The following is a 23,232-nucleotide window of genomic DNA, read 5'->3' on the forward strand; positions in this document are numbered from 1 at the left end:
TCGATGTAATGTTTTGGAGGGAATGCACCCATCCTTACCCATGAGAAAATCGTTGTCTATATTTGCGCGGCGATATGCTCTCGTATTTGGCAAAGCAAGAGGTGAAATAGGCAGCGTGATTAAAGCCGACCTGTTCTCCTATGCGGGCGATAGGCAGATCCGTTTGAAGCAGCAGCAGCTTTGCTTGTTCAATCCGGAAACGCATGAGGTAATCGAATGGCGCGCAGCCAAACTCCTTCTGCATGCATCTTGCGATATAAACGGGATGAAAGTTAATGCTGTCTCCCAGCTCCTGCGCGGTTATGCTATCACGATAATGCTCTCGCAAATAGGAAGCTGCCTGCTCTGCACACAAAATAGAGGGAGAAGGCCCCTCGGCTTCCATTGATGCGGATAAATGCTCGATAACCTCTTGGAATACAAGCTGCTGCTTCCATTTTACGCTGGGAATATGATCATTCATATTAAGCTGAACCAACTGGCGCAGCAGACTGTCCATCTTGGAGGGCTGCAGCAGTTTAGCAAACTGGGGAAGCTGTTTGGCGAAGGTTTGTGCCGTATAAATGTTGGTGCTCAGTATTCTTGTTTTGGAACTGTCAGGCGGTATCTCAGGCATGGATTGATCTGTTATACTCCACATCCCTGTCGTCTGAAAATGAATCCAGTAATAAGCAGTCTGCTCCTCGCATGCACGCGTTGCGTAATGATGGGCATCCGGTCTGAGAATAAGTGCGTGCCCTGCGCTCACTTCATAATGCTGATCTTCTTCTCCCATGTATAAGCAGCCCCGCGTTACGACAAGCAAATCAAACACATTAATGTTGCATCTGCTTGGATGCTTGCGGCCAGAAGGGGCAACCGTATAACCCCCAATGATATAATGCGGCAGCGGTGGAATCGTCATATGAATGATGGTCATGTTAGGATTTTCTCCTTCAAAAATTGAAGTTTGAATCGTTATACTTTCAGTTGTAAAAGTGATACATCAAGCTCAGTATAGCATCTATAATTTGATATGACGATTGATGATAAGACAACGGATACGGCCGCTATTAAGCAGCCGATGCAGGAGGACAACAGGATGGCTTTATCTAACAAAAAGATTTCGCTCTGGATGCTGGCGTGGCCAATATTTATAGAGCTGTTTTTACAATTTTTGCTCGGTGCGGCGGATACGCTGATGGTGAGCCGGATATCGGATGATGCAGTAGCGGTAGTAGGCTTCTCTAACCAGCTGTTTCAAGCGTTGACGACTTTATTTATAACAGTCGCGAGTGGAGCGGGCATACTCATTGCACAAAAAATAGGCTCCAAAAATGGCGAGGACGCTCGCACGATCGCGATAATGGCGGTGAAAGTAAGTGCCATCATTGGGCTTTTGCTTAGCGGGCTGCTCATCCTCATTCCAGGCGAGATCGCTGCGGTGCTGCAGCTTCCAGAAAATTTGATTCCACTGGCCAAGACGTATATCTCGATAGTCGGCGGCGGAATGGTATTGATTGCATTGATGTCGGCGCTTAGCACATCGATTCGGAATACGGGAAATACAAAGGGACCTATGTATACGGCAATTGGAATGAACGTTGTGCATGTTTTTTTCAACTATGCGTTCATCTTCGGAGCATTCGGTTTTCCAAAATGGGGCTTGATGGGCGTAGCCATTTCAACCGTGTTATGCCGCTTGCTCGCTACGATTGTGCTGTTCATCATGTTCCTTAGCTCTTTTGAACGTACGATTGCTCTTCGTGACTTTAATGTATTTAATCGTAAGCTGTTCGGCGAAATTCTCCGTATTGGATGGCCGCTTGGCGTAAATATGTCTTGCTGGGTATTTACGCAGCTGCTTATTTTCACCTTTTTGGCTATTCTCGGCTCGAATGAGCTGGCGGCACGGACGTATATGAATACGTTGGAATCGTTTTGCTTCATGCTTGGTTATTCGATTGCACTGGCAGTTCAAATTCAGATTGCCCATCTATTTGGAGCGGGCAAGGTCAAAGAGGCGTACCATATCGCCTTCCGAGCGATGTGGATTGGGCTTGCGGTGGTGACGGTTAACGCGTTTCTTATTTATTTGTTTGGCAAGCAGCTGCTAGGCATGTTTACTGAGAACAAAGAAATCGTAGCGCTTGGCGTGTCCCTCCTTGGAATGAATTTACTGCTGCAGCCGGGCAAAATGATCAATATGGCGCTCGGCAATTCATTAAATGCGGTAGGCGATACCCGTTTTACGATGTGGACTTCGGTATTCTCGATGTGGCTGATTGCGACGGGATTAGCTTATTTTGTGGGAATTCAACTTGGCTGGGGCTTGATCGGGATATATGCCTGCATGATCTTAGATGAGTACATCCGCGGTATACTGTCATTAATTCGCTGGAGAGGCCAAAAGTTTCTGCGCAGAGCAGAGCGGGATGAGGCCGAAGCGAAGAGAAGTGCAGAGAGCGGCATTAGTGGAAAAACACATAAACAAACCGCGCTGGATATCTAATAAAAGCGTATAATAGAGGAAGGAATAGACAGCGGCTTCGCAAGTGAAGGCTGCTGTTTTCCGTATTCACGGCAAGGGAGCGATTAACGGATATGGCATCGATGGTTATTATGAATGAAAAAATACGCGCCTCCGAGGTGCACTTGACTGGCTTGCGAGGCGAGGATTTAGGCATTGTCTCGCGTGATGAAGCGCTGGCAAAAGCAAAGGAATTGAAAGTGGATTTGGTCTGCACCTCGCTTATGAGCAGTCCTCCGCCATGCCAGCTGGTAGCCAAAGGGCAAGCGAAGAAACAGGCTGACCAAGAGAAGCGCGGGGCAAAAGTAAAGGAGCAGCCTAGCAAAATAAAAGAGCTCCGCTTGACCGCGCATATAGAGGATCATGATTATGATACGAAGCTGCGGCAGGCAGCGAAGCTTCTTGGTTCAGGCAACGGCGTGCAGCTCGTTGTAAAAATTCAAGGCAAGGAAGGTCCCAAAGCGAAGGAGCTGCTGGAGCGCATGCTGAAGGATCTAGAGGAGAGCGGCAAGAAGCAATCCGGCATACAAGTAAGCGGGAAGCAAGCGGCGGTGCAGGTGCTGCCTTTATAAAGGTAGGTTGAAGGTGACAGGTTAGTAGCGGAGTATCTATTGCGTATAAAGCCTTTCTGAAGGCGGCGACAACAGGGACTAACAGGAGGAGGCAATAGCTTTCTCCTAAGGCTGCATATAGGTTAGCTGATAGGGTGATTGATGCGAAGGCTTCTTGGCTTGCATCTATTTTCAAAATTGAAATGTATGCGCTTACTCATTTGTGGTAGCTTAGTAAGTAGATTGGCAATCGTTCCATAATGATCATTAACGGGGTGAATCATTAATGAAGAAAACATTGCATACAGGACCGATCAAGCTGCCGAGGCTGCCAGACCCTAAGCTGTGGGTGAGCAAAGCACCGTTTGGGCTAGGACGCATTAAGCCGCATCATATTCGTGACACGCTCAAGGTAGCGTGGGATAACCGAGACAGCTTGCCGTATGCGTATCGGATTTTGACGCAGGGTGTATGTGACGGCTGTGCGCTTGGCGTGTCCGGTTTATATGATCAGACGCTGGAAGGACCTCATATTTGTACGACAAGATTGAATGTCCTGCGGCTGAATACGATGCCTGCTATCAAAGGCGATGTGCTGCATGGCGATATTGAGGAGCTGCGAAAGCTCGATAGCACGCAATTGCGCAAGCTGGGAAGGCTGCCTTACCCGCTTATAAGAAGCAAGGGAGAAAGAAACTTTCGCAGAATTTCATGGGATGAGGCATTAGACCGCATCGCTGCCAAAGCGAGGGCAATAGACCCGAAGCAGATGGCTTTCTACTTAACTGCGCGCGGGATAACGAATGAATCCTATTATGTGGCGGCAAAGGCGGCTCGCCTCATTGGGACAAATAATATCGACAACGCCTCCCGCATTTGCCATTCTCCATCCAAAACAGCGATGAAGCGCTCTATTGGGGTAGGCGCCTCTACCTGCAATTATAAGGACTGGATTGGTACGGATGTGCTCGTTTTTTGGGGCAGTGTAGCAGCGAACAATCAGCCTGTATCGACCAAGTATATGTACGCAGCTAAGCGCAAGGGTACCAAAATCATCGTGATCAACCCCTATCGCGAGCCGGCAATGGAGGGCTACTGGATACCATCTATACCGGAATCAGCTCTCTTTGGCACGAAGCTGGCAGACGATTTCTATCAAGTGAATATCGGCGGTGACATTGCTTTCATGCACGGCGTCATGAAATGCTGGTTTGAGATGGAGGAGGAGCAGCCAGGCTCAGCGATTGATCATGCTTTTGTAAGCGCGCATACGAATGGGTACGAGGAGCTAAAGGCTCATATTCAGCAGCAGGACTGGGAGCTGCTGGAGAAATCATCCGGGCTGACGAGAGAGCGGATGCAGGCTTTCGCTGCTTTGCTTGCCGCGGCGAAGTCAGGCGTATTCGTATGGAGCATGGGACTGACGCAGCATCGATTCGGAACGGACAATATTTCGCAGGTTGCCAATCTTGCGCTGCTCCGAGGTTTTCTCGGGCGGGAGCATTGCGGTTTGATGCCGATTCGCGGTCATAGCGGCGTTCAAGGCTCAGGCGAAATGGGGGCTGACCCCTTTAGTCTGCCTGGCGGTGAGTTCAAAGGAGCGGATATCCGCCGTTTAGAGGAGCTTTGGGGCTTCAAGCTGCCGGATTGGCAAGGGGACATTGTAGGCGTGTCGCTTGAAAACGCAATGTTGAAAGAGCATGCCGATCGTAAGCTGAAGTTATTCTATACATCAGGAGGCAATTTTATCGAGACGATGCCTGATCCTGATTTTGTGAAGCGCTGCTTAGAGAGCGTCGAATTGCGGGTGCATCAGGATATTGTGCTGAACAGCTCGACACTTGTAGATGCGCAGGAGGAGGTTATCATTCTTCCTGCCATGACAAGGTATGAACAGCCAGGCGGAGGTACATCAACCTCAACGGAACGAATGGTTTATTTTTCACCAACTATTGAAGGTCCGAGGATCGAAGAAGCGCGTGCGGAGTGGCAAATCTATGCGGATTTAGCTGCACGCATTAGGCCGGAGCTCAAAGCGGCTATCACGTTCAAAGATGCTGCTGCCGTGAGGGAAGAGATTGCGATGGCTTCACCGAACTACGAGGGCGTAGAGCTGCTGCGGAATCAAGGTGACGTATTCCAATGGGGCGGGGCATGGCTGTGCGAGGGTGGTTTTTGTCCAACTTCTGACGGGAAGGGCAGCCTGCTGCCTATTGAATTGCCAGAGCTGCGTATACCGGAAGGGCATTTCTATGCAACGACAAGGCGCGGAAAGCAGTTTAACTCTATGATTTATGGCGAGAAGGATGCATTTAACGATGCAGGGCGCTACGACGTGCTGATGAATGAAGCGAATTTATCGGAGCTTGCGATCGCCGAAGGAGATGCGATTGTTGTATATAACCGAAGCGGGAGCTTCCATGGCAGGGCGAAAGCAGCGGATATTGCGCCAGGCAATATCGAGTTGTATTGGCCGGAAGGAAATAGTCTATTTCCAAAAGGAGTATATGAGCCGTTTGCAGGCATACCGGAGTATAATGCTTCCGTTATCGTAGAGAAGGCTGAAACCTATCATGCCTTTAAGGATACCAAGTATATGGAGAAGCGGATTGTGGAGCTGGAAATCGAGCCGCCGGCGTAGAACTGCTGTGGTCGTAATGATGCATAAGCAAGCTGAGCGTGGAAGGGGAGTATTCGAATGGATCTTTCGAACACGACAAAATGGCGCATACTCAAATACGATAGCAGCGGCCACTGGGAGAAGGATGACGACATCGCTGCGGAATATCCGCTTACTCTGAAGCTAGGCGGTGAGGAATTTGCAACGATGGTATGCTCGCCATCACATTTGCAGGAGCTGGTCATTGGTTTCCTTGCTTCTGAAGGGGTTATACGTGCTGCCGGTCAGGTGAAATCGCTGCGGATTGAAGAGGATACGGGTTTTGCCTATGTCGAGCTAGAGCATAAGCATACGTTAAGTCAGGATCATTACGCGAAACGTTTTATCGGATCATGCTGCGGCAAGAGTAGGCAGTTTTATTTTCACAATGATATGCTGACGGCCAAAACGATCATGACCCGCACCAAAATATCGGCTGAGCAATGTATTCGCTTTATGCGCGAGCTTCAGGAGGCATCCTCGGAATTTCGCAGCACGGGCGGTGTTCATAATGCAGCCATTGGAACGCCATCGGAGCTGCTTGCAGTAAGAACGGATATTGGCCGCCACAATGCGCTCGATAAGCTCTTTGGCTATTGTTTGCTGCACCGTGTTCGGACATCGGATAAAGTGATTGCATTCAGCGGCAGGCTCTCCTCGGAGGCGGTGCTGAAAGCGGCCAAGATCGGCTGCGGCATCATGCTCAGCAAGTCGGCGCCTACTGATCTTGCTCTTCGTTTGGCAGAGGATTTAGGCATTACCTGCGTCGGTTTTATTAGAGGCGGAGAGATGAATGTATATACCCATCATGACCGAATCGATTTCGGCGATGGATTGACAGCATGGTAGTGATTGTATATCATTTTAAATGAAAATGATTATCACCATGTGTCAAGAAGGAGTTTATGATGCTTTTACGCTTTTTTTCCTACTACAAGCCTTACAAGAAGCTTTTTCTGCTTGATTTCTGTTGTGCAGTAGTGCTGGCGATTCTTGAGCTGTGCTTCCCCTTGGCAGTCAGCTATGTAATAGATACGCTGTTGCCTGACGAGAACTGGGGGCTTATCGTTACAGCCTGTGCTATCTTGCTCCTGATTTATATTATTAATACGATTTTGTCCTATGTGGTCACCTATTGGGGCCATATGCTTGGTATTAATATTGAGACGGACATGCGGAAGAAGCTGTTCGACCACGTACAGAAGCTGTCCTTCCGTTTCTTCGATAACACGAAGACCGGTCATCTAATCTCGCGTCTAACGAATGATTTATTCGAGATTGGCGAGGTTGCCCATCATGGCCCAGAGGATATGTTTATAGCTGCGATGACGCTCGTCGGAGCGTTCGGCATTATGGCGTATATTAATTTGGAATTAGCCATTCTTACTTTTGTTATTGTGCCAATTATTATCTGGCTCGTTCTGATGTTCAACGGTAAAATGACGAAAGCTGCGAATCGGTTGTTCTCGGATATGGCCGATTTTAATGCTCGGGTTGAGGATACGGTTGGCGGGATTCGTGTTGTTCAAGCTTTCTCGAACGAAAGCCATGAGAAAAAGCTATTCAAGGTGAACAACCTGCGTTTCCGTGAAGCGAAGCTCATTTCCTACAAAATCATTGGTTTGAACTCTTCGATTACCTACATGCTGATGAGACTTGTATCTGTGTTCGTATTGATTGCAGGCACTTGGTTCGTTATTAAAGGTGATCTGAAGTACGGCGAATTTATTAGCTTTGTTTTGCTTACGAACATCTTCTTTAAACCGATTGAAAAAATCAATGCAGTTATCGAAAGCTACCCAAAAGGCATTGCCGGCTTTAAACGTTATGTTCAGCTGCTGGAGACAGCACCTGATGTTGCGGATAAACCCAATGCGAAAGAGGTTAACCGCTTAAGTGGGAATATTGAATATCGGAATGTTACGTTTGGTTATGAAGGCGAAGCGAAGGTGCTTCAAAATATCGATCTTACTATTCGTGCAGGTGAGACAATTGCCTTTGTTGGACCTTCTGGCGCCGGCAAAACGACGCTTTGCAGCTTGCTGCCGCGTTTCTATGAAATTGAAGGCGGAAGCATCTCCGTCGATGGCTATGATACTCGCGATTTGAAGCTGGATTCGCTGCGGAAGCAGATCGGTATCGTACAGCAGGATGTGTTCCTGTTTGCAGGTACGATTAGAGAAAACATCAGTTACGGCAAGCTTGGCGCATCGGATACAGATATCTGGGAAGCCGCGCGCAGAGCGAAGCTGGAAGAATTCATCCACGCGCAGCCGGACGGACTGGAAACGGTAGTAGGCGAACGCGGCGTTAAGCTGTCTGGCGGACAGAAACAGCGGCTTGCGATTGCGCGGATGTTCCTCAAAAACCCGCCTATTCTTATTCTCGACGAGGCAACTTCGGCGCTCGACACTGAAACGGAAGCAGCAATCCAGCAGTCGCTGGCTGAACTGTCCGTAGGCCGCACAACGCTCGTTATTGCACATCGCCTCGCTACGATCAAAAATGCGGATCGCATTGTTGTTGTAACGGAGCAAGGAATTACCGAGCAAGGCCGTCACGAAGAACTCGTATCGGCGGGTGGCATTTACAGCCGCTTGCATCATGCGCAGTTTGGCAACAGATAATTTAAAAGGAAGGCTGCCGATATCGATGAATCGGCAGCCTTTTTTTAAATGAGCATCTTGCATTAATTTATGCCCTTGATGCACAAGGAATTTTGGTACAAAAAAGGACTTCACACCAACTATCAGGCTCTTTTTTTAATTTTTGAACGGATGTCGTAGATTCCATAAATCGCATAGTTTCGTGATAATGGTATCACTTAAGTTGAAGGAGCTTGTTCCCTCATGATTCACTCTAAAACAGCGGAGTTCTTTAAGAACATGTTCACGTCAGCAGATATTTGCTTATACTGGGTCCAATGCAGATAATGATGCCCTTTTAAGATTATGAGCTGATGCTGATCCAGCTTACGGAGCTGATCCTCATAGAAGGATAAATTAGATTTTCCATCGGCACTCACTTTATCACTTGGGGGTGTAAATATCATTACAGGCAGACTTGGCGGAAAGACCATATCCTTTGTAGCAGCAATATTGTTCTTTATTTCCCTTGCCTCATTCACTACATTCTTATTATAGGCTTTCCATGAGGTAATGATTTGGGTCATCTTTAGATTTTCATCAGTATAAGTACCTTCATCGGCCAGTGGTAAAACATTGTTCGGGCTGATATAGGATGCAAGTCTTGCCAATCCGCTCGGCACGACCAAGCTCATATATTTGAACATAGTGGGAATGGGTTCCTTAAAATAGTCCACGGCTTGCGGTAAGGTGATATCGATTCCAACAATAGCTTTGATTTCGTCAGGATATGTATTGGCGTAATACATACTATAAATACCGGAAATAGAATGAGGCATTAGGATATAGGGACCATCTATCTTTGCTTTTTGCAACGCGCTCCGAAGTTCCCCTACGATGTTCTCCACCGTTCGTTCTTTATCGGTCATATCACTCCAGCCATATCCAAAGGGTTCTACAACGACTACTTTGTGATGGTTGGCCAACTCGTTAATTAAAGGTTCGAAGTCCAATACAGGTGAAGCCGTCCCCAGTCCGCTTAACAAAACAATGGCGCTGCCCTCCGTCCCCTTTGTGTACACATGCATTTTCTTTCCATCTATTTCAACATATTGACCCCATGGAGGGTATTTCTTGTGTTCGTACTTTGACAGTACTTGATTCACTAGCACAACTATTAACATAATTGCGGTTAAACCCAGCACGATGTTTCGAATCATCCTTGTAAATTTAAACGTTTTCTTCGTTTTCATTTTAGAGTTGCTCCCTTTTACAAAAGATTGAATTAGTAGACATCCTTGTCACTCATCTTCTTCTTAATTGTAGAAGGTAAAGGTTAAATAGCGGTTCATGGATTGTTTAAATTCTGGTTAAAAAATCTGGTTATCTTGTCTTTCGTCTGATTAAGAGTGAGACGATCCTTTCTCTATCATCAGCAACTTATCATCTAAAACCTACCAAGAAATCGATATTTTTCATTGTAGAATTTCAACGCCTATCTACGCCACCACTACTGTCCGCCGCTTAAAATTTCAGCTTCACCTAAATTCTGCCCATCTGCCCATTTTATCGCTCAGCTCTCACAAAACTGAGATTTCGCTGAGGACTGATCATGCCGCTTTATCAAAATATGAATTATGCAAAATGCTCAAATATAAGAATTTATAAGTTTGTTAGCTTATACAGGGCTTATGTTTCTCCGTCAAAGCTGCTTCAGCATCCAGAGGACGCTGAAGGCGTTTTTGCTTCTATAATGTGGTAGTGGCGCCTGACAATACTTCTTGTTTGTCTTTCTCTGCGCCTGTTTTCCTTCTCTTATAAAACGACAAGAAGGCCGATGTAACCGCAATTGATAAGGCAGAGTACAATCCGCTTTTAAGCGAAAATACGGATAGGCTAGTGAGGACAACTAGAAAATCGAATGCGAAGTTGGTAATGCCGGGGTTGACGCCATGTTTTTTGTGCAAATAGATGGCCAGTATCGTCGCGCCTCCGAGTGAAGCACCGTTGCGGAACAAGGCAGTGATGCCTGCTCCGATGAATAATCCTCCGACGATCGCTCCGATTAGCGGCGGAATCGTAAAGGCAGGCAAGATATCGTTTATTGCACTTAACGAGGAAAGCAGCGCGATCGCACCAATGGTTTTGAAGGTAAAGGATTTGCCCATGTAAAAGTAGGAAAAAATTAGAAATGGAAGATTGAGCAATAAAAACAAATAGTGGAATGAGACTTGCAGCTGGGGTGATAAGCTTAAAGAGAGTCCTGCTGTTCCTCCAGTTACGATATGTGAATGCTTTAAAATGACTAATCCGCCCACAGTAACGAAGCAGCCTATTGCAATATGAAGCCATTTGCTGATATTTTCCTTCATTTTGTTATCCAATATCCGTAACATCGCACATGCACCGCCTGCTTAAGTTTGTTACTATAAGAATACAAAACAGCATCAATCGTATATATGATAAACAGAATGAAATTGATGTGAATTTATATAACATTGAACGAATTTTTATTGTTTTTCCTGCAAAATGAAGGAGGTTGTGATAATGGATCAATTGGACCGAATGCTTCTCCAATTGCTGCAGGAGGATGGCCGAGTCACGGTGAGCGAGCTGTCCAAACGATTGTCTCTCAGCCGCCCCAGCATATCTGAGCGTCTGCTGCGCTTGCAGGAGAAAGGCATCATTACTGGATTCGGTGCTCGAGTATCGCCTGCTGCTATCGGGAGAAACATACAGGTCATCATTCAAATGAGCGAATTGAAAGTATTTCCGATGGAGTTTGAGAAGCGCATCATGAATGATGATGAGATTATAGAATGCCACCGGGTTACAGGAACGGTCAGCTATGTTCTTAAAGCAGCGATAACGGGGATGGATGGTCTAAGCGAGCTTGTAGAGAGGCTTATGCCTTTCGGCAATGTCAACACGTCGGTCATTCTCTCTTCTCCTGTTATGAACAAAACCATACTGCCTAAGGAATAAACGATTAACGGAGTAAAGGGGACTTATAGGATGGAACAAACGAAAACATTAATTGAAGCATATAATCAAGCCAGCTATCCGTTAATCGGTCATGGAAAGCGGAATGTACAAGTTCTGAAAGAAGCGCTAGAGCAGTGGGACGCAGAGCAGGATAGCGATATGTACGGAAATGGAGCGATAATTGAGAATTTTGAGGAAAAAATGGCTAAACTGCTAGGCAAGGAATCGGCTGTATTTTTCCCCAGCGGTACAATGGCTCAGCAAATTGCACTTCGTATATGGTGTGACGAAAAAGGAAATAAGAAGGTCGGTTATCATCCCTTAAGCCATCTAGAGATTCATGAGAAAGACGGCATGAAAGAGCTGCATCACCTTGAAGCTGTCCTGCTGGCGGATGTAGAAAGGCCTGTCCTCCTCTATGATTTGATTGGTCTAGAGGAAAATATCGCTTGTTTGCTGCTGGAGCTGCCGCAGCGCGAAATTGGCGGACAGTTGCCGGAATTTGAAGAGCTTAAGGCTATGTCGGCATTTTGTCGTGAGAGAGGAATTAAGCTTCATCTGGATGGAGCGAGGCTGTTCGAGATACTTCCGTATTATGAAAAGTCTGCTCAAGAGGTGTGCGCACTCTTCGACAGTGTATATATTTCGTTCTATAAAGGAATTGGCGGTATTGCAGGAGCGATATTAGCCGGAGATCGCAGCTTTACAGAGAAATCGAAAATTTGGAAAAGACGCCACGGCGGTGATCTCATCAGCTTATATCCCTATATTATTGCTGCAGATTATTACATGGAGCGGCGACTTCCGCATATGAAGAAGTACTACAGGGAAGCGCAGGAGCTTGCTGCATTATATAACGGGTGCGAGGGTATGAAGACCATCCCGGAGGTGCCTGTTTCCAATATGTTTCATGTTCATACCACAGCAAAGAAGGAGCAGCTTGATTCAATCCTAATCGATATCGCAGCGAAAACAGGCATCGGATTGACGCAGTCTGTCCGTGATAAAGGCGAGGAAGGCTGCTATTTTGAGGTTAATATTGGCGATCGATATGATGCGGCTCCTAAAGAAACGCTATTTGAAGCTTTTCGATTGCTGGACAATAAGCTGCAACAGAATGGGGAGAGGGAATAGCAGTAACACTTTTAACTCGATTATGTCTGCACAACATGCTAAGTTATAAATAGTGGATAATGAGATAATATTTGATAAAACGTGGCAATCCATGATGTTAGCACATAATGTGAAATGACGCTAAAGAAGGAGTGATCCATTCTGAAAAAAATCATTTTACTCATTGTTTGCTGTTTCCTCGTATTTGGTGGTTCTTATGTCTACTCGAAAGCGAAGCCGCCTTTAACAGCACAGGCGTTCTCTTCAACAAACGATAGACAAATTGTTTTAGTGATAATCGGCAATAAAAGTTTAGTTGGATCTATCGATATTAATGAAGTATTAATAAATGATGGCGCCGTGCCTGAGCGAGTCAAAATACAAGTTAGCAGTCCTGCTAAAGGTTTTATTGTAACCGACCGCTTCGATGAGACGGAAGAAAAGGATTACTCATTTAAGGATCTGAATGAAGTGACCATTCCAACAGGAACATCTCCACAGGCACAGACGGCCAAAGAGAATAAAGGCAAGGTCAAGCATACCTATGCCCTAACAATAGGGGATAAGCAAACGATTGAATCAATCACGATCAAATATAACCACCTCGGGATTTCGCATAAAATAACGATTTCGACGATAAAGGTTCAGTGAGCTATACTACGTACAACATAAAGAATGATTAACGAGGTTAGTTTTTGATGAGGCTAAACGTTGGATAGCAATAGGGGTTCCAATTTATAAAATAGTACAGAGGAGGTATGCATTCATATGAAATATTCCTTTTGTGCAGGGGCGGCATCTGTGGGATGTATCATGTTGAGCTGCCTTTTATTGTTTTGGAACCCTTACACAGAAATACCGGTGAATGATAAAACGATTCTTATCGTGTTTATGATGTTGATCCTTCCAGCTTGTATAGGAATTTTAGCTGCAATTTTGAGAAACCGAATGTTAATGCTAGTGGTACTCATCTGGTCGCTGCCGTATGGCATTTATTTATCTGCAGCATCTATACCGAGTATTTGGAATCTCTATGCAGCGGTTCTCATTTTATATGTCATTTCCCTAATAAGGAAAGAAACCGCATATAAAGGGGCATTATAAAGCAAAAAAAAGACATGAAAGGACGAGACGAAACAATGGAGAAAGCAAATCAAAAAATTAAAACATTTTTTATGTTTGAAGGCAGAGCGGAGGAGGCTATGAACTTCTACACTTCATTATTCGATCAATCCGAAATCATAAGCATCCAGCGATACGGAGCGAATGAGACAGGCCCTGAAGGAACCGTGATGAAAGCTACATTTTCTCTAAAAGGACAACAGTTTATGTGTATCGATAGCGGAGTCAACCATGGCTTTACGTTCACACCTTCAATATCTTTGTTCGTTACCTGCGATACGGAAGAGGAAATAGACCAGGTTTTTGAAAGCCTATCACTTGAGGGCAGTATACTCATGCCGCTGGCCGCTTATCCGTTTAGTGAGAAGTTTGGCTGGGTTGCAGATAAGTTTGGCGTTTCATGGCAATTAAGTCTTGAGAAAAGCTAAAGCAGGCAAGAGAGAGATTCGAAGAACGTAGAGTTGAAATTCAACATATTCTGTACCCTGAACGATACATAAGTGCACATTTTAATTTTGAGGTAATGTTTCCCCGAAGAAGTTGATGTTTATATTCCAACTCATGAATAGTGCTGATGCAGAAGATAGTGGACATATTCCACCGTCTTCTGCATCTCGCTAGCGCAGCTTCAAGTTTGAAGCAGCTATAGCATCTCAACCTTTAGGTCAGGGAAACGACCTTGCAGATCTGCTAAACGATCTAGTAGTGCAGCCTTATCAAATGGATATTTAAAAATGTCCGGATTCGGCTTAAAGGTAATGCTTGTGCCTGTTTCCTTCGTCATGCCTAAGACAAGCAGTTCACTTTGAGGTATGCCATGTTTAAAGTCTTGACGAAATACTTTTCCATCACGGCGTACTTCTACAGAAAGCTGTTCAGACAAAGCGTTAACTACAGGCATGTTTATGCCTTTTAACCCTTCGGAAGCTACAACGGATGCGCTTTTATTGTAATGCCCAAGCTCCGTAAGCACGGTTTGTACTGGAGTTGTCTTCGACTGAGGGAAGGCTTGAATCGGAATGCCTCGACCATTATCAGAGACGGTTATACTTGTATCGCTGTGAAGTACGATACATAGCTCCGTACTATAGCCTGCTTGGTGTTCTAACACCGAATTATCAATGACGGACCATAAAAGATGATTCGGATCGTACCCCTCTTTATTTTCGCCTAAATACTCTTCAACGTTATTTCTAGCCTCAGTAAGCTCCATATAATGGCTCGTATCGAGCAGATCAGTAATAGCGGTCAACAAAAGCAGCAGCGGAAGCGTTCGATGAGCAGGCAGAGAATACTTGCCACCACGTTCCTCTTGAACCAAAAGGTCAGCCCCGAGTAAGGCTTTGGTATGGTGGTAAAGCTGCCCCGTCGTTCCGAGGTTTAGTCGTTCTACGATATCTGAGCCGGAGAGAGGCTCCAGCAATACAGCAAGCAGGATGTCGAGCCTCTGCTTATTCCCGAGTGCTGCCAAAACTTTTGCTGCTTTATCGGTGTCAAGACCAAGTAAGTGATGGACTTCTTGCTGCCTAGGGTCCCACCTGAAGCCATTGTGCCCGCGATATTGCCCGGAATAAAAGAGGCTGCCCAAATCATGCGGGGCTTCATCGTTTAATGAGTTCTCATTTACATTCATGGTTAATGCTTGTTTTGGAGAAGGACGAGTATTAATGACCTGAGTTAACATTTGTTTGAGCTCGTTCATCTCTTTGGTAAGTAAATCAAGCTCAGTACCGTAGTCTCTAGAAGCTGACAAATAGCATCACCTCTTAATGTTATTGTTTTACGTAATTACGTTATACGATAAATTTAACATAAGTTCAGTCCATTGTAAACATAGCCCAAAAACTTTGTGGTACGATGAAGAAATATTTTAATAGCAGGCCTAACACTTAAGGGGGTAAGGGATTGTTTTCGAAAAAGAGGCATGTGAGGATAGATTGGGAATGCTCCATTGAGGACGAAACAGATGCTAGCGTCTGTGTTTATGTCACATTTCCAGATTACTCCCGGTGGGTAGCTAATTTTTATACGATAAAATGTATCGAATCCATCCGTAACGATCGGCTGAGCAGAGGGGAAAATACGTTCGTCTGGTCAGAAGAAAATTTGATTATTGTCGATCAAGTAAGTCGAGCACATATTGAGAAAATTATTGATGAGAGTATGGAACAAAATACATTCGAGTATTTATTTAAATATTTTGGCTCGGTTCAGGCACCGAATGTTAGACAATATCCTGACGGTTTCTTCGAAAGCAGGTCCACAATTGATCCGATTATAATCGGCAGCCAAGCGAGCACACTCAGGGAAATGTTGGAGCATGCCAGCGACGAATTGAAGGACAATATAAAGCGTTTTTTGTTTGATGATCGTAAGGTGCGAATCGAGCATCTAAAGCTGGTACCTAAGCTTGAAGCTAAGTCTATGATTGTGGCTGAGGCAGAGCTTGAGGGTCGTGACATGAAGCGCGAGTGGGAAGACGTTTTTGCAGAGGGTTTGGATGCCCAAGAAAAGACGAACATTTATATGGAACAATATTTGTGGCATGTTTTCAGCTATGCAAAAAAACCATGCTTAAGCGATGAACAAGCGGTCGAAGCATTCCGTAATGAGCCTAAAAAGGCATGTTATGTCTTCTATCAGCAGCATGATTTAGTGTTGTTTATAGAAGATGCAGCACATTTAATGCCTGAGGATGTGGAAGGCGAGCAGGACATCTATATTGTAGATGAGCATTTTAAGTGGACCTATGTGGTAACCCATGAGTCTGAATTAGGGCCTTATTTTGTTAAGGCACAGTATACTCGCTAATCGTTACTCCAGGATCGGAGCCGTATTTCATGGTTTCGCCAGAGATCGAAATTTCCTTTACTTCATTGCCCAGTTCATCTACTAATACATGCCTAATGCCTCGCACAGGCCGAGGACTAGAGGTTTTATAGATACCATTTTCCGGAATATTAATGACTTCATATCCTTTTTTCTTAGAGATAGGCGGAAAGCTTGAATCGCCAAAATGAATGACAACAGTGCCGTGAAAGCTTTGCGGAATGTGATGGATAACCGGTCTGCTTTTCTCAACCTCTGAGACTAGCATGTTGATCGGCAGATATATGATTATAAGTGAAGCAAGCAAGAAGATGAGATAGCCCTTCTCTTTTATAGCAACAAGAGAACCTACAGAGAATACAATTGCAGAGCTGGCAAATAGTAAAATAAACAGTCCGAACTCAGGAGAAAAGAGATCCTGTATTCCCCATATTCCTAAGCCCATCATAACGGTAACGGAAGCTGCGGCAATGATACTTAGAACAATTAGCAGGGTAGTGCGCAGCAAAATAGCCGACTTTCTCCAGCGGAACATCAGGGTGTAAAACGGGAGAATAAGGAATAGATACGAAGGAAGCGTCCAGCCGATAAGCTTGCTCGAATCACTTCCGAGGCTCTGATCGTACACGAGCGCCAAATAACCTAAATAAGCGAGTACACCTGCAAAATAGCTGGCTATAGCAACTAAAACGTAAAATAGCTTTTGTTTCATGGGGACAACACCTCTTCTGTGTGTATGGAAGCTTTGTACCCCTAAAGCATAACGTCATACCGAATATCGCAATAGTTCTATCTTTTGTAGTACCGACCTCACGATGCGCTTGGAGCAAGAACATCTCCAATAATGATTAGCCGCAAATAAGGAGGAAGTAACATGAAACGCATCCTTTCAGGAATAAAACCAAGCGGGGAGCTTAATATAGGCGGTTATGGAGGTGCCTTGCATCAATTTGTGAAAATGCAGCATGACTTTGAATGCTTTTTCTTTGTGCCGGATCTTCATGCGGTGACTGTTCCTCAGGACCCGAAAGAATTATTTCAGCGTTCAAAGGACATTGCTGCATTTTATATTGCTGCTGGAATTGATCCTAAAAAAGCGACGATTTTTATACAATCGCATGTGCCTGCGCATGTTGAGCTGGGATGGATAATGGAGACTCAGGTTCACTTTGGAGAGCTGAGCAGAATGACGCAGTTCAAAGAGAAATCAGATGGGAAAGATTCTGTCAGCTCTGCTTTGTTTACGTACCCTGCCTTGATGGCAGCGGACATTCTCCTTTATCAAGCGACCCATGTACCTGTCGGGGAGGATCAGAAGCAGCATTTAGAGATGACTAGAGATTTAGCTGCGCGATTTAATAGTCGTTTTGAAAAAACATTTGTAATTCCTGAACCAATCATCCCCACTAATGGCTCCCGTATTATGGGGCTTGATGATCCAACTAAAAAAATGAGCAAGAGTAACCCCAATAAAAATAGCTACGTGCTGCTACTTGACTCGCCAGCTGATATTCGTAAAAAGCTCGCAAGAGCTGTTACCGATTCAGAAATGTCTGTGCGATATGATTGGGACAATAAACCTGCGGTCAGCAATTTGATCGAGATCTATGCGGTGTTCTCAGGAGAGTCCACCGAGACGATTGAAAGGCGATACGAGGGCCAAGGATATGGCGGGTTTAAGAAGGATTTAGCCGAGGTCGTCGTCGAGAAGCTTGTGCCTATACAAGAGAGATATAGAGATATTATCGATTCAGACGAGCTGATCCGTATCCTTAAAGAAGGAGCGATGAGAGCCTCGGAAACGGCACAAATAACGCTTCTTCAAGCGAAACGCGCCATGGGATTCATAACCTTTTAATAGAGCAGGCTGGGATTGCAGGTAGAAATCATAATGAACAGGAAAATCTCCAGCTAATTTTACGATTATGCCCGTATATGCTGAATTAGAAGGAATTTGTACTGTTAAATCAATGGAAATGGGCTGTTTCCTAAAATATTGCCTGGTTTAGCTGGAGAATTTCCCGTTAACTTGGTTTTTATCGGAAAAGAGCGAATGATAGCGGGAGAAATTCCTGTTAGCTTGCTTCTCTAGGAGCCAATAAGGCAGGACGCCGTACAGAATGAGTTGATTGAATACAGTAATAAAAAACGGTCAATCCCGCCTCAGCAGTGGGATTGACCGTTTTTCGTTTGTATCTAAGCCCCTTACACTTCTTTGCGAGTAAAATAAAGGAGACCAATTGCAAAAAACAAAACAAAGCTGCTCGTTATCGTAATGAGCAAGTTTTCTAAAGGGAGCGCAAAAGCGCCGAAATTGTCGCCTTCGAAGCTTAGCATCGCCAGCATTGGTTGTGCCCATGGGTAGAAGGGAGCGAAGCGTTCAGAATTAACGATAAGCATATTAGGCAGCGTAAGCATCACATTAATGACGAGTGGAGCGGCAAAGCTGCTCCAGCTTACAGATACGAGCAGCTGAAGCGCGGCAAGCGGAAGGCAGGCAAGCCAGCCGCTGCCAACTCCTTTCAGGAGCATCGCCCATGGAAGCGGGCCGTCGATGCCTTGATAGGTCGCTGCAATAATAACTGCTCCTAGAAACAGCAGCTGCGTTATGGCTAGGAGAACGGCGACTACGCTAAATTTGGCGAAGTAGAGTCCGATTCTAGACACAGGCAGCGTAAGCAGCTGCTTCCACCCTCCTCCTACATGCTCATATCTGCATACGAAAGCGGAGAGAATGCCCGTTAATATAGGTAAGAACAGCATGGCGTGGAACGAAGCCATCGAAGCAATGAGTAAGGCATATTGTGCGGACGCATCCGGCGAATCAAACGATATTAACATGCCAAGAGCAAGTGACAGCAGCGAGCTGAGCGGGATGAGTATCCAAATAAACGTTTTGAATAACTTAATCCGTTCCGCAGCGACTAAACGTAGGAAACCCATCATTTCAATTCACATCCTTTTTGATGAAATGAAAGGCTCCAACAAGTAGAAGGATGCATCCGAGCAGAAAGCCTCCACCTACGAATAGCTCTCGCTGGGGGTCCATATAACCTAGCATTGGCCAGTTTAAGGGCAGCAGCTTTGACCAATCCTTTGAAATCAGGCCTGTGAATATGGAGCTGATCGCGATCAATACGCCAAACGTAATAGGAATGGCTTGATTTTTCATGGTCATGCAAAGCCATACAAACAGCGCAAGCGCCGGGAGCGATGCGATAAACGGCAGGAAGCAAAGCCGCAAAATATCGATTACTGGCATCTCTTTAAGCCCGAATCGCAAAGATAAACCGAGCGCAGCGGTACCTATTGCCAGCAAAACACATGACGAGAGCAGCAACAAGAAGCTTAATGCAAATTTGGAGCGGAACACGGCACCCTTGGAAATAGGAAGGGCGAGCAGCTGCTTCCACGCATTTGTGTTATGTTCGATATTTGCTAGCAGGGAAGAGACAAGTGTCACTCCAAGGAATAGCGAGATTGGAACAAACATTTGGATGTCCTGAAGCAAGACCTCCCAGAGTCTCCCTGCATATTTGTTCGTTAAATAATCATATCGAAGTCCGTAATTAAGAGCTTGCATAGCAATCAATCCGATAGGGCCAATAAAGATAAGAAACCATAGCCCTTTGCCGCGTATTTTCAAAAAATCAGCTGAAAGTGCTTTGAGCATCATAGCTTACCCTCCCCGACAATTTGCAGGAAGAGATCCTCCAGTGATTTGCGTTTCTCCTCGACACGGTAGATAGAGTGATCTCGCTCTACGAGATTTTTGATAATGCGTGCAAGCGCAGGGTTATCGGTATGCTCCAGCATAATGGCGGAACCATTTTGTACAGCGCCCACACCTTGCCGCTGCAAGGCAGCAAGTGCTAGCTCTGGCTCAGACACGACCAGCGATATTGTGCCTTGTGCCTGTGCATGCAAATGGCTGATCGTATCTTGGAAGACAAGCTCCCCCTGACGAATAATACCGACGGTTCCTGCTGTAAGCTCAACCTCGCTTAACAAATGGCTGGATATAAGGACGGTAATGCCATGCTGCTTAGGCATTTCTTTAATTAATTCACGAATTTCCAATATGCCGGATGGATCTAGTCCATTTGTCGGCTCGTCGAGCAGCAGCAGCTCCGGGCTTCCAAGCAATGCGCTTGCGATACCTAGTCGCTGCTTCATTCCAAGCGAGAAGCCTTTCACTGGACGCCGCGCTTCCTTGGTCAGTCCAACGATGTCGAGCACTTCAGCAATTTTGGAGACAGGAGCACCGAGTATGCGGCGAATAGCTTCTAGGTTGTCGACGGCGCTTAAATGACCATAATACGAAGGGTATTCAACGAGCGAGCCGACCCGGCGTAATATTGATAACCTTTCCTTATTCAATGACTTCCCAAAAATATGGACCGATCCGCCCGAGGGCTGGATTAATCCGAGCAGCATGCGGATTGTCGTCGTTTTACCAGCGCCATTCGGCCCAAGAAAGCCATATATATCTCCTTTTGCAATTTTCAAATTTAGATTGGACACCGCATAACGCCCTTTATAACGTTTGCTTAGTCCTTTCGTTTCGATTACCCATTCATTCACGTTAATCACCTCAGTACTTACATTAACGGGTGAAGGTTAAACGAAGGGCTCCCCAAGTTTAAATTTTGTTTAAAAAATTAAAATCAATTTGAATAAATGTATATGGTCGTTCCACTAGCTTGGGTATCCCTATGCCATTCGAGCTTCATTTCTTTCAGAAGATAATCGACAATGGCTAGCCCAATGCCTGCACCTTTGCCCATCGGAGCAGTCTCTAGCCCGTTGCCATGATCGCGAATAATGAGCGCAGATTGGCCTTGGTAATACTCAACGGTAATGCCGATGTATTTGCCGCCGCTCGCATGCCTCGTCACATTTTGAAATAAATTATCCAGCACGCGGCGGAAACCTGCCTTATCGACAACACGAAGCATAGCGCCATCAGGCAGCTCCACATCAGCGACGATTCCTTCCTGTTCCCAAAGAGGATACCAAGACGCGGCGCTTTCACGAACTAATCGCAGCAGATCCAGTGGCTCCAGCTTAAGCGGATATCGTCCGCTTGTCATGAGCGTGTAGGAAAGCAAATTTTCAATGAGACTGTCTAGGCTGGTTATTTTTTGCTCCATTTGCTTCACAGCTGCTTGCGCATTCAAGCTTAACGGTTCCTTATGCAACGAATACAGATGGCTGTTCATAACGGTTAATGGCGTCCGCAGATCATGCGACAGGCTGGCGATGAGCTGCTTGCGAAGCTCCTCCTCTGCACGCTCGCGCTCCTTGCTTTCCTTAAGCTGTTCAACCATTTGATTAAAAGCTGTCTCCAGCTGCCCGATCTCATCATTTTTGTTAATAAGGATTGGCATCGGAAGACCGTTGTCGCCATGCAGCGTCATCGCTGATTGCAGACTGAGCAGACGTTTGCGAATATGCCGGAAGAACAGCAGCGATATCAAGAAGAAGAAGGCGAACATAATAAACAGAAACGCCAAATAAAAGGGTGTGCCTGAACCGATCGGCTTATCGAGCTGAATGATGGAGCGCTGCAGCTGCATCACCATAAACCCAGGTTCCTTATGGCCCGCTCCAAGGAAGGACACGACCGTAAAGGGATCGCTGTCGATGCTTGCTTTCATAAATTGAATGGAGCTGGCAGGCGTCCACTTGCTTGGAAGCTGCTCTTGTACAGGAAGCTGCAGCCTTGTTGATCCAGCAGAGTCAACCCAGAAGAGGGAAGCCTCGGGGTAAGTTTGTTTTAGCTCGCGCAATCTTTTGTCGATTTGAGCGGGATCCTTCTCTGTTAATTCAGCAGCCTGATTATGCCAAATTGTAGTTAATTCTTTCCCGCTGCCATACTTTAAATAGTCCATATTAGCGGTTTGCGTATTTTCTTGAATAAGCATATAAAGAATAGAAGCTACCGGAAATATGATTGGAATAAACAGAAAAGCAAACAAAATGATAAGCAGGTAGCGAGACAACAAGGTTTGGCGAAACTTCATGCCTCCCGTGTGTGGTTTGGACTTCTTCATGCGCGCACCCGATAGCCGATGCCGCGTACCGTCTCAATAATTTCAGGAGCAGCGGGGTTTCGCTCGATTTTTTCCCTCAAATAGCGGATATGAACCATCAACGTTTTATCTCCATCAATAAAAGATTCTCCCCATACGGCCTCATAGATTTGCTCTTTCGTAAGCAATTGTCCCAAATGGCGCAGTAGATAGCTGAAAATGTGAAACTGTTTGCCTGTCAGCATAATTTCTTCCCCGGTCTCGCGGTTTTCCACCCGGTTTTGCTGCTCATAGACAAGCAGATGCTTAATAGCCAAAGGTTCTGCAAGCCGTGCGCCTGACCTGCGAAGGAGCACTTCGATGCGTGCGGTCAGCTCGTCGGGATGGAATGGCTTGGTGAGGTAGTCGTCAGCGAACTGCAGCCCTTGTAGCTTATCATCGATGGAGGTGCGCGCTGAAAGCATAAGAATCGGGACATCCGGTGCTGCTTTTTTCAGCCGTTGCCCAATAGTAAAACCATCGAGTCCCGGCAGCATAACGTCTAGGATGACGAGTCTGCAGCCTGCAGCGGCCTCGAGTGCATGCTCGCCGTTTTTTAACCATTCAACCACATAGCCTTGCTCTTGCAAATGCTGTGAGACAAAGCTTCCGATTTCGATATCATCTTCAATATATAGCAGTGATGCCGTCATTTTTATAAATTTCCTTTCGTTCATTCATTTTGATTCCTTATTTTAACTGGTCTGCTTCGATTATACGGCAGAGCTTGGCGGAATGCATACCATAAGCAGCGTTTGATGTGGATCAGCAATAGGAATTTATTTAAAAATAAAGAAAGGGACCT

22 protein-coding genes are annotated in these 23,232 nt (G+C 45.6%); 12 read left to right on the top strand and 10 right to left on the bottom strand.

The genetic code is table 11. The features are described 5' to 3' along the window. Positions 1-34: 34 nt before the first annotated feature. Complete coding sequence (locus AC0VYE_RS02530; RefSeq protein ID WP_475445831.1) at positions 35-919, bottom strand: AraC family transcriptional regulator; 885 nt, start codon at positions 917-919, stop codon at positions 35-37. Positions 920-1,081: 162 nt separating this feature from the next. Between AC0VYE_RS02530 and AC0VYE_RS02535 the strand changes: the two genes are divergently transcribed. The 5 genes from AC0VYE_RS02535 to AC0VYE_RS02555 all read left to right on the top strand — a co-directional run bounded on the left by AC0VYE_RS02535 (position 1,082) and on the right by AC0VYE_RS02555 (position 8,346). Continuing rightward, on the top strand, positions 1,082-2,491 hold the full coding sequence (locus AC0VYE_RS02535) for an MATE family efflux transporter (RefSeq protein WP_076268448.1): 1,410 nt from the start codon (positions 1,082-1,084) through the stop codon (positions 2,489-2,491). Positions 2,492-2,592: 101 nt separating this feature from the next. After that, complete coding sequence (gene infC / locus AC0VYE_RS02540) at positions 2,593-3,081, top strand: translation initiation factor IF-3 (protein ID WP_475449400.1); 489 nt, start codon at positions 2,593-2,595, stop codon at positions 3,079-3,081. Between the two features lie 265 nt (positions 3,082-3,346). Beyond that, positions 3,347-5,701, top strand: coding sequence for an FdhF/YdeP family oxidoreductase (locus tag AC0VYE_RS02545; RefSeq protein ID WP_475445834.1), 2,355 nt, complete (start codon positions 3,347-3,349; stop codon positions 5,699-5,701). Between the two features lie 57 nt (positions 5,702-5,758). Then, positions 5,759-6,568 carry a formate dehydrogenase accessory sulfurtransferase FdhD gene (gene fdhD, locus AC0VYE_RS02550; RefSeq protein ID WP_339206430.1) on the top strand — a complete coding sequence of 270 codons (810 nt, stop codon included), beginning with the start codon at positions 5,759-5,761 and terminating at the stop codon, positions 6,566-6,568. A gap of 59 nt (positions 6,569-6,627) precedes the next feature. Then, positions 6,628-8,346, top strand: a complete 1,719-nt coding sequence (locus tag AC0VYE_RS02555; RefSeq protein WP_475449401.1) for an ABC transporter ATP-binding protein — start codon at positions 6,628-6,630, stop codon at positions 8,344-8,346. Between the two features lie 227 nt (positions 8,347-8,573). Here AC0VYE_RS02555 and AC0VYE_RS02560 read toward each other — a convergent pair whose 3' ends face one another. Continuing rightward, positions 8,574-9,557 (bottom strand): alpha/beta fold hydrolase, encoded by a 984-nt coding sequence (locus AC0VYE_RS02560; protein ID WP_475445836.1) that lies wholly within the window; start codon positions 9,555-9,557, stop codon positions 8,574-8,576. A gap of 495 nt (positions 9,558-10,052) precedes the next feature. Further along, on the bottom strand, positions 10,053-10,700 hold the full coding sequence (locus AC0VYE_RS02565; RefSeq protein ID WP_475445838.1) for a YitT family protein: 648 nt from the start codon (positions 10,698-10,700) through the stop codon (positions 10,053-10,055). Between the two features lie 151 nt (positions 10,701-10,851). Between AC0VYE_RS02565 and AC0VYE_RS02570 the strand changes: the two genes are divergently transcribed. From AC0VYE_RS02570 to AC0VYE_RS02590, 5 genes are all read left to right on the top strand, one after another. Further along, positions 10,852-11,289 (top strand): Lrp/AsnC family transcriptional regulator, encoded by a 438-nt coding sequence (locus AC0VYE_RS02570; RefSeq protein ID WP_076268444.1) that lies wholly within the window; start codon positions 10,852-10,854, stop codon positions 11,287-11,289. Between the two features lie 30 nt (positions 11,290-11,319). Next, the gene (locus AC0VYE_RS02575; RefSeq protein WP_475445840.1) at positions 11,320-12,423 is read left to right on the top strand and encodes a threonine aldolase family protein; all 1,104 of its coding nucleotides are present in this window, start codon (positions 11,320-11,322) and stop codon (positions 12,421-12,423) included. A gap of 270 nt (positions 12,424-12,693) precedes the next feature. After that, positions 12,694-13,053, top strand: coding sequence for a hypothetical protein (locus tag AC0VYE_RS02580; protein WP_475445842.1), 360 nt, complete (start codon positions 12,694-12,696; stop codon positions 13,051-13,053). Between the two features lie 117 nt (positions 13,054-13,170). After that, positions 13,171-13,506 carry a hypothetical protein gene (locus AC0VYE_RS02585; RefSeq protein WP_076268441.1) on the top strand — a complete coding sequence of 112 codons (336 nt, stop codon included), beginning with the start codon at positions 13,171-13,173 and terminating at the stop codon, positions 13,504-13,506. Between the two features lie 35 nt (positions 13,507-13,541). Then, positions 13,542-13,952, top strand: a complete 411-nt coding sequence (locus AC0VYE_RS02590) for a VOC family protein (RefSeq protein WP_076268440.1) — start codon at positions 13,542-13,544, stop codon at positions 13,950-13,952. Positions 13,953-14,167: 215 nt separating this feature from the next. Here the strand turns inward: AC0VYE_RS02590 and AC0VYE_RS02595 are convergent, their stop codons facing one another. Beyond that, a complete protein-coding gene (locus tag AC0VYE_RS02595) occupies positions 14,168-15,277 on the bottom strand; it encodes an ATP-binding protein (RefSeq protein WP_475445845.1) in 1,110 nt (369 codons plus the stop codon). Positions 15,278-15,429: 152 nt separating this feature from the next. Here AC0VYE_RS02595 and AC0VYE_RS02600 point away from each other — a divergent pair, with 152 nt between their 5' ends. After that, on the top strand, positions 15,430-16,335 hold the full coding sequence (locus tag AC0VYE_RS02600) for a DUF4275 family protein (RefSeq protein WP_475445847.1): 906 nt from the start codon (positions 15,430-15,432) through the stop codon (positions 16,333-16,335). Here the strand turns inward: AC0VYE_RS02600 and AC0VYE_RS02605 are convergent. After that, the gene (locus tag AC0VYE_RS02605) at positions 16,313-17,065 is read right to left on the bottom strand and encodes a DUF6843 domain-containing protein (RefSeq protein ID WP_475445849.1); all 753 of its coding nucleotides are present in this window, start codon (positions 17,063-17,065) and stop codon (positions 16,313-16,315) included. The genes AC0VYE_RS02600 and AC0VYE_RS02605 overlap by 23 nt on opposite strands. Positions 17,066-17,227: 162 nt before the next feature. Here AC0VYE_RS02605 and trpS point away from each other — a divergent pair, with 162 nt between their 5' ends. Further along, positions 17,228-18,211, top strand: coding sequence for a tryptophan--tRNA ligase (gene trpS, locus AC0VYE_RS02610; RefSeq protein ID WP_475445851.1), 984 nt, complete (start codon positions 17,228-17,230; stop codon positions 18,209-18,211). Positions 18,212-18,558: 347 nt separating this feature from the next. Here the strand turns inward: trpS and AC0VYE_RS02615 are convergent, their stop codons facing one another. From AC0VYE_RS02615 to AC0VYE_RS02635, 5 genes are all read right to left on the bottom strand, one after another. Beyond that, entirely contained in the window at positions 18,559-19,299 is a 741-nt protein-coding gene (locus AC0VYE_RS02615; RefSeq protein WP_076268437.1) for an ABC transporter permease, read from the bottom strand. A gap of 1 nt (position 19,300) precedes the next feature. Further along, on the bottom strand, positions 19,301-20,029 hold the full coding sequence (locus AC0VYE_RS02620; protein WP_076268436.1) for an ABC transporter permease: 729 nt from the start codon (positions 20,027-20,029) through the stop codon (positions 19,301-19,303). Then, positions 20,026-20,937 carry an ATP-binding cassette domain-containing protein gene (locus tag AC0VYE_RS02625; protein WP_076268435.1) on the bottom strand — a complete coding sequence of 304 codons (912 nt, stop codon included), beginning with the start codon at positions 20,935-20,937 and terminating at the stop codon, positions 20,026-20,028. Before AC0VYE_RS02625 ends, AC0VYE_RS02620 begins: the two co-directional genes overlap by 4 nt. Positions 20,938-21,020: 83 nt before the next feature. After that, a complete protein-coding gene (locus AC0VYE_RS02630) occupies positions 21,021-22,379 on the bottom strand; it encodes a HAMP domain-containing sensor histidine kinase (RefSeq protein WP_475445854.1) in 1,359 nt (452 codons plus the stop codon). 26 nt (positions 22,380-22,405) lie between these two features. Continuing rightward, the gene (locus AC0VYE_RS02635; protein WP_475449403.1) at positions 22,406-23,080 is read right to left on the bottom strand and encodes a response regulator transcription factor; all 675 of its coding nucleotides are present in this window, start codon (positions 23,078-23,080) and stop codon (positions 22,406-22,408) included. Positions 23,081-23,232: the final 152 nt, after the last annotated feature.

It is taken from the genome of Pristimantibacillus sp. Z349TD_6 (assembly GCF_056173205.1).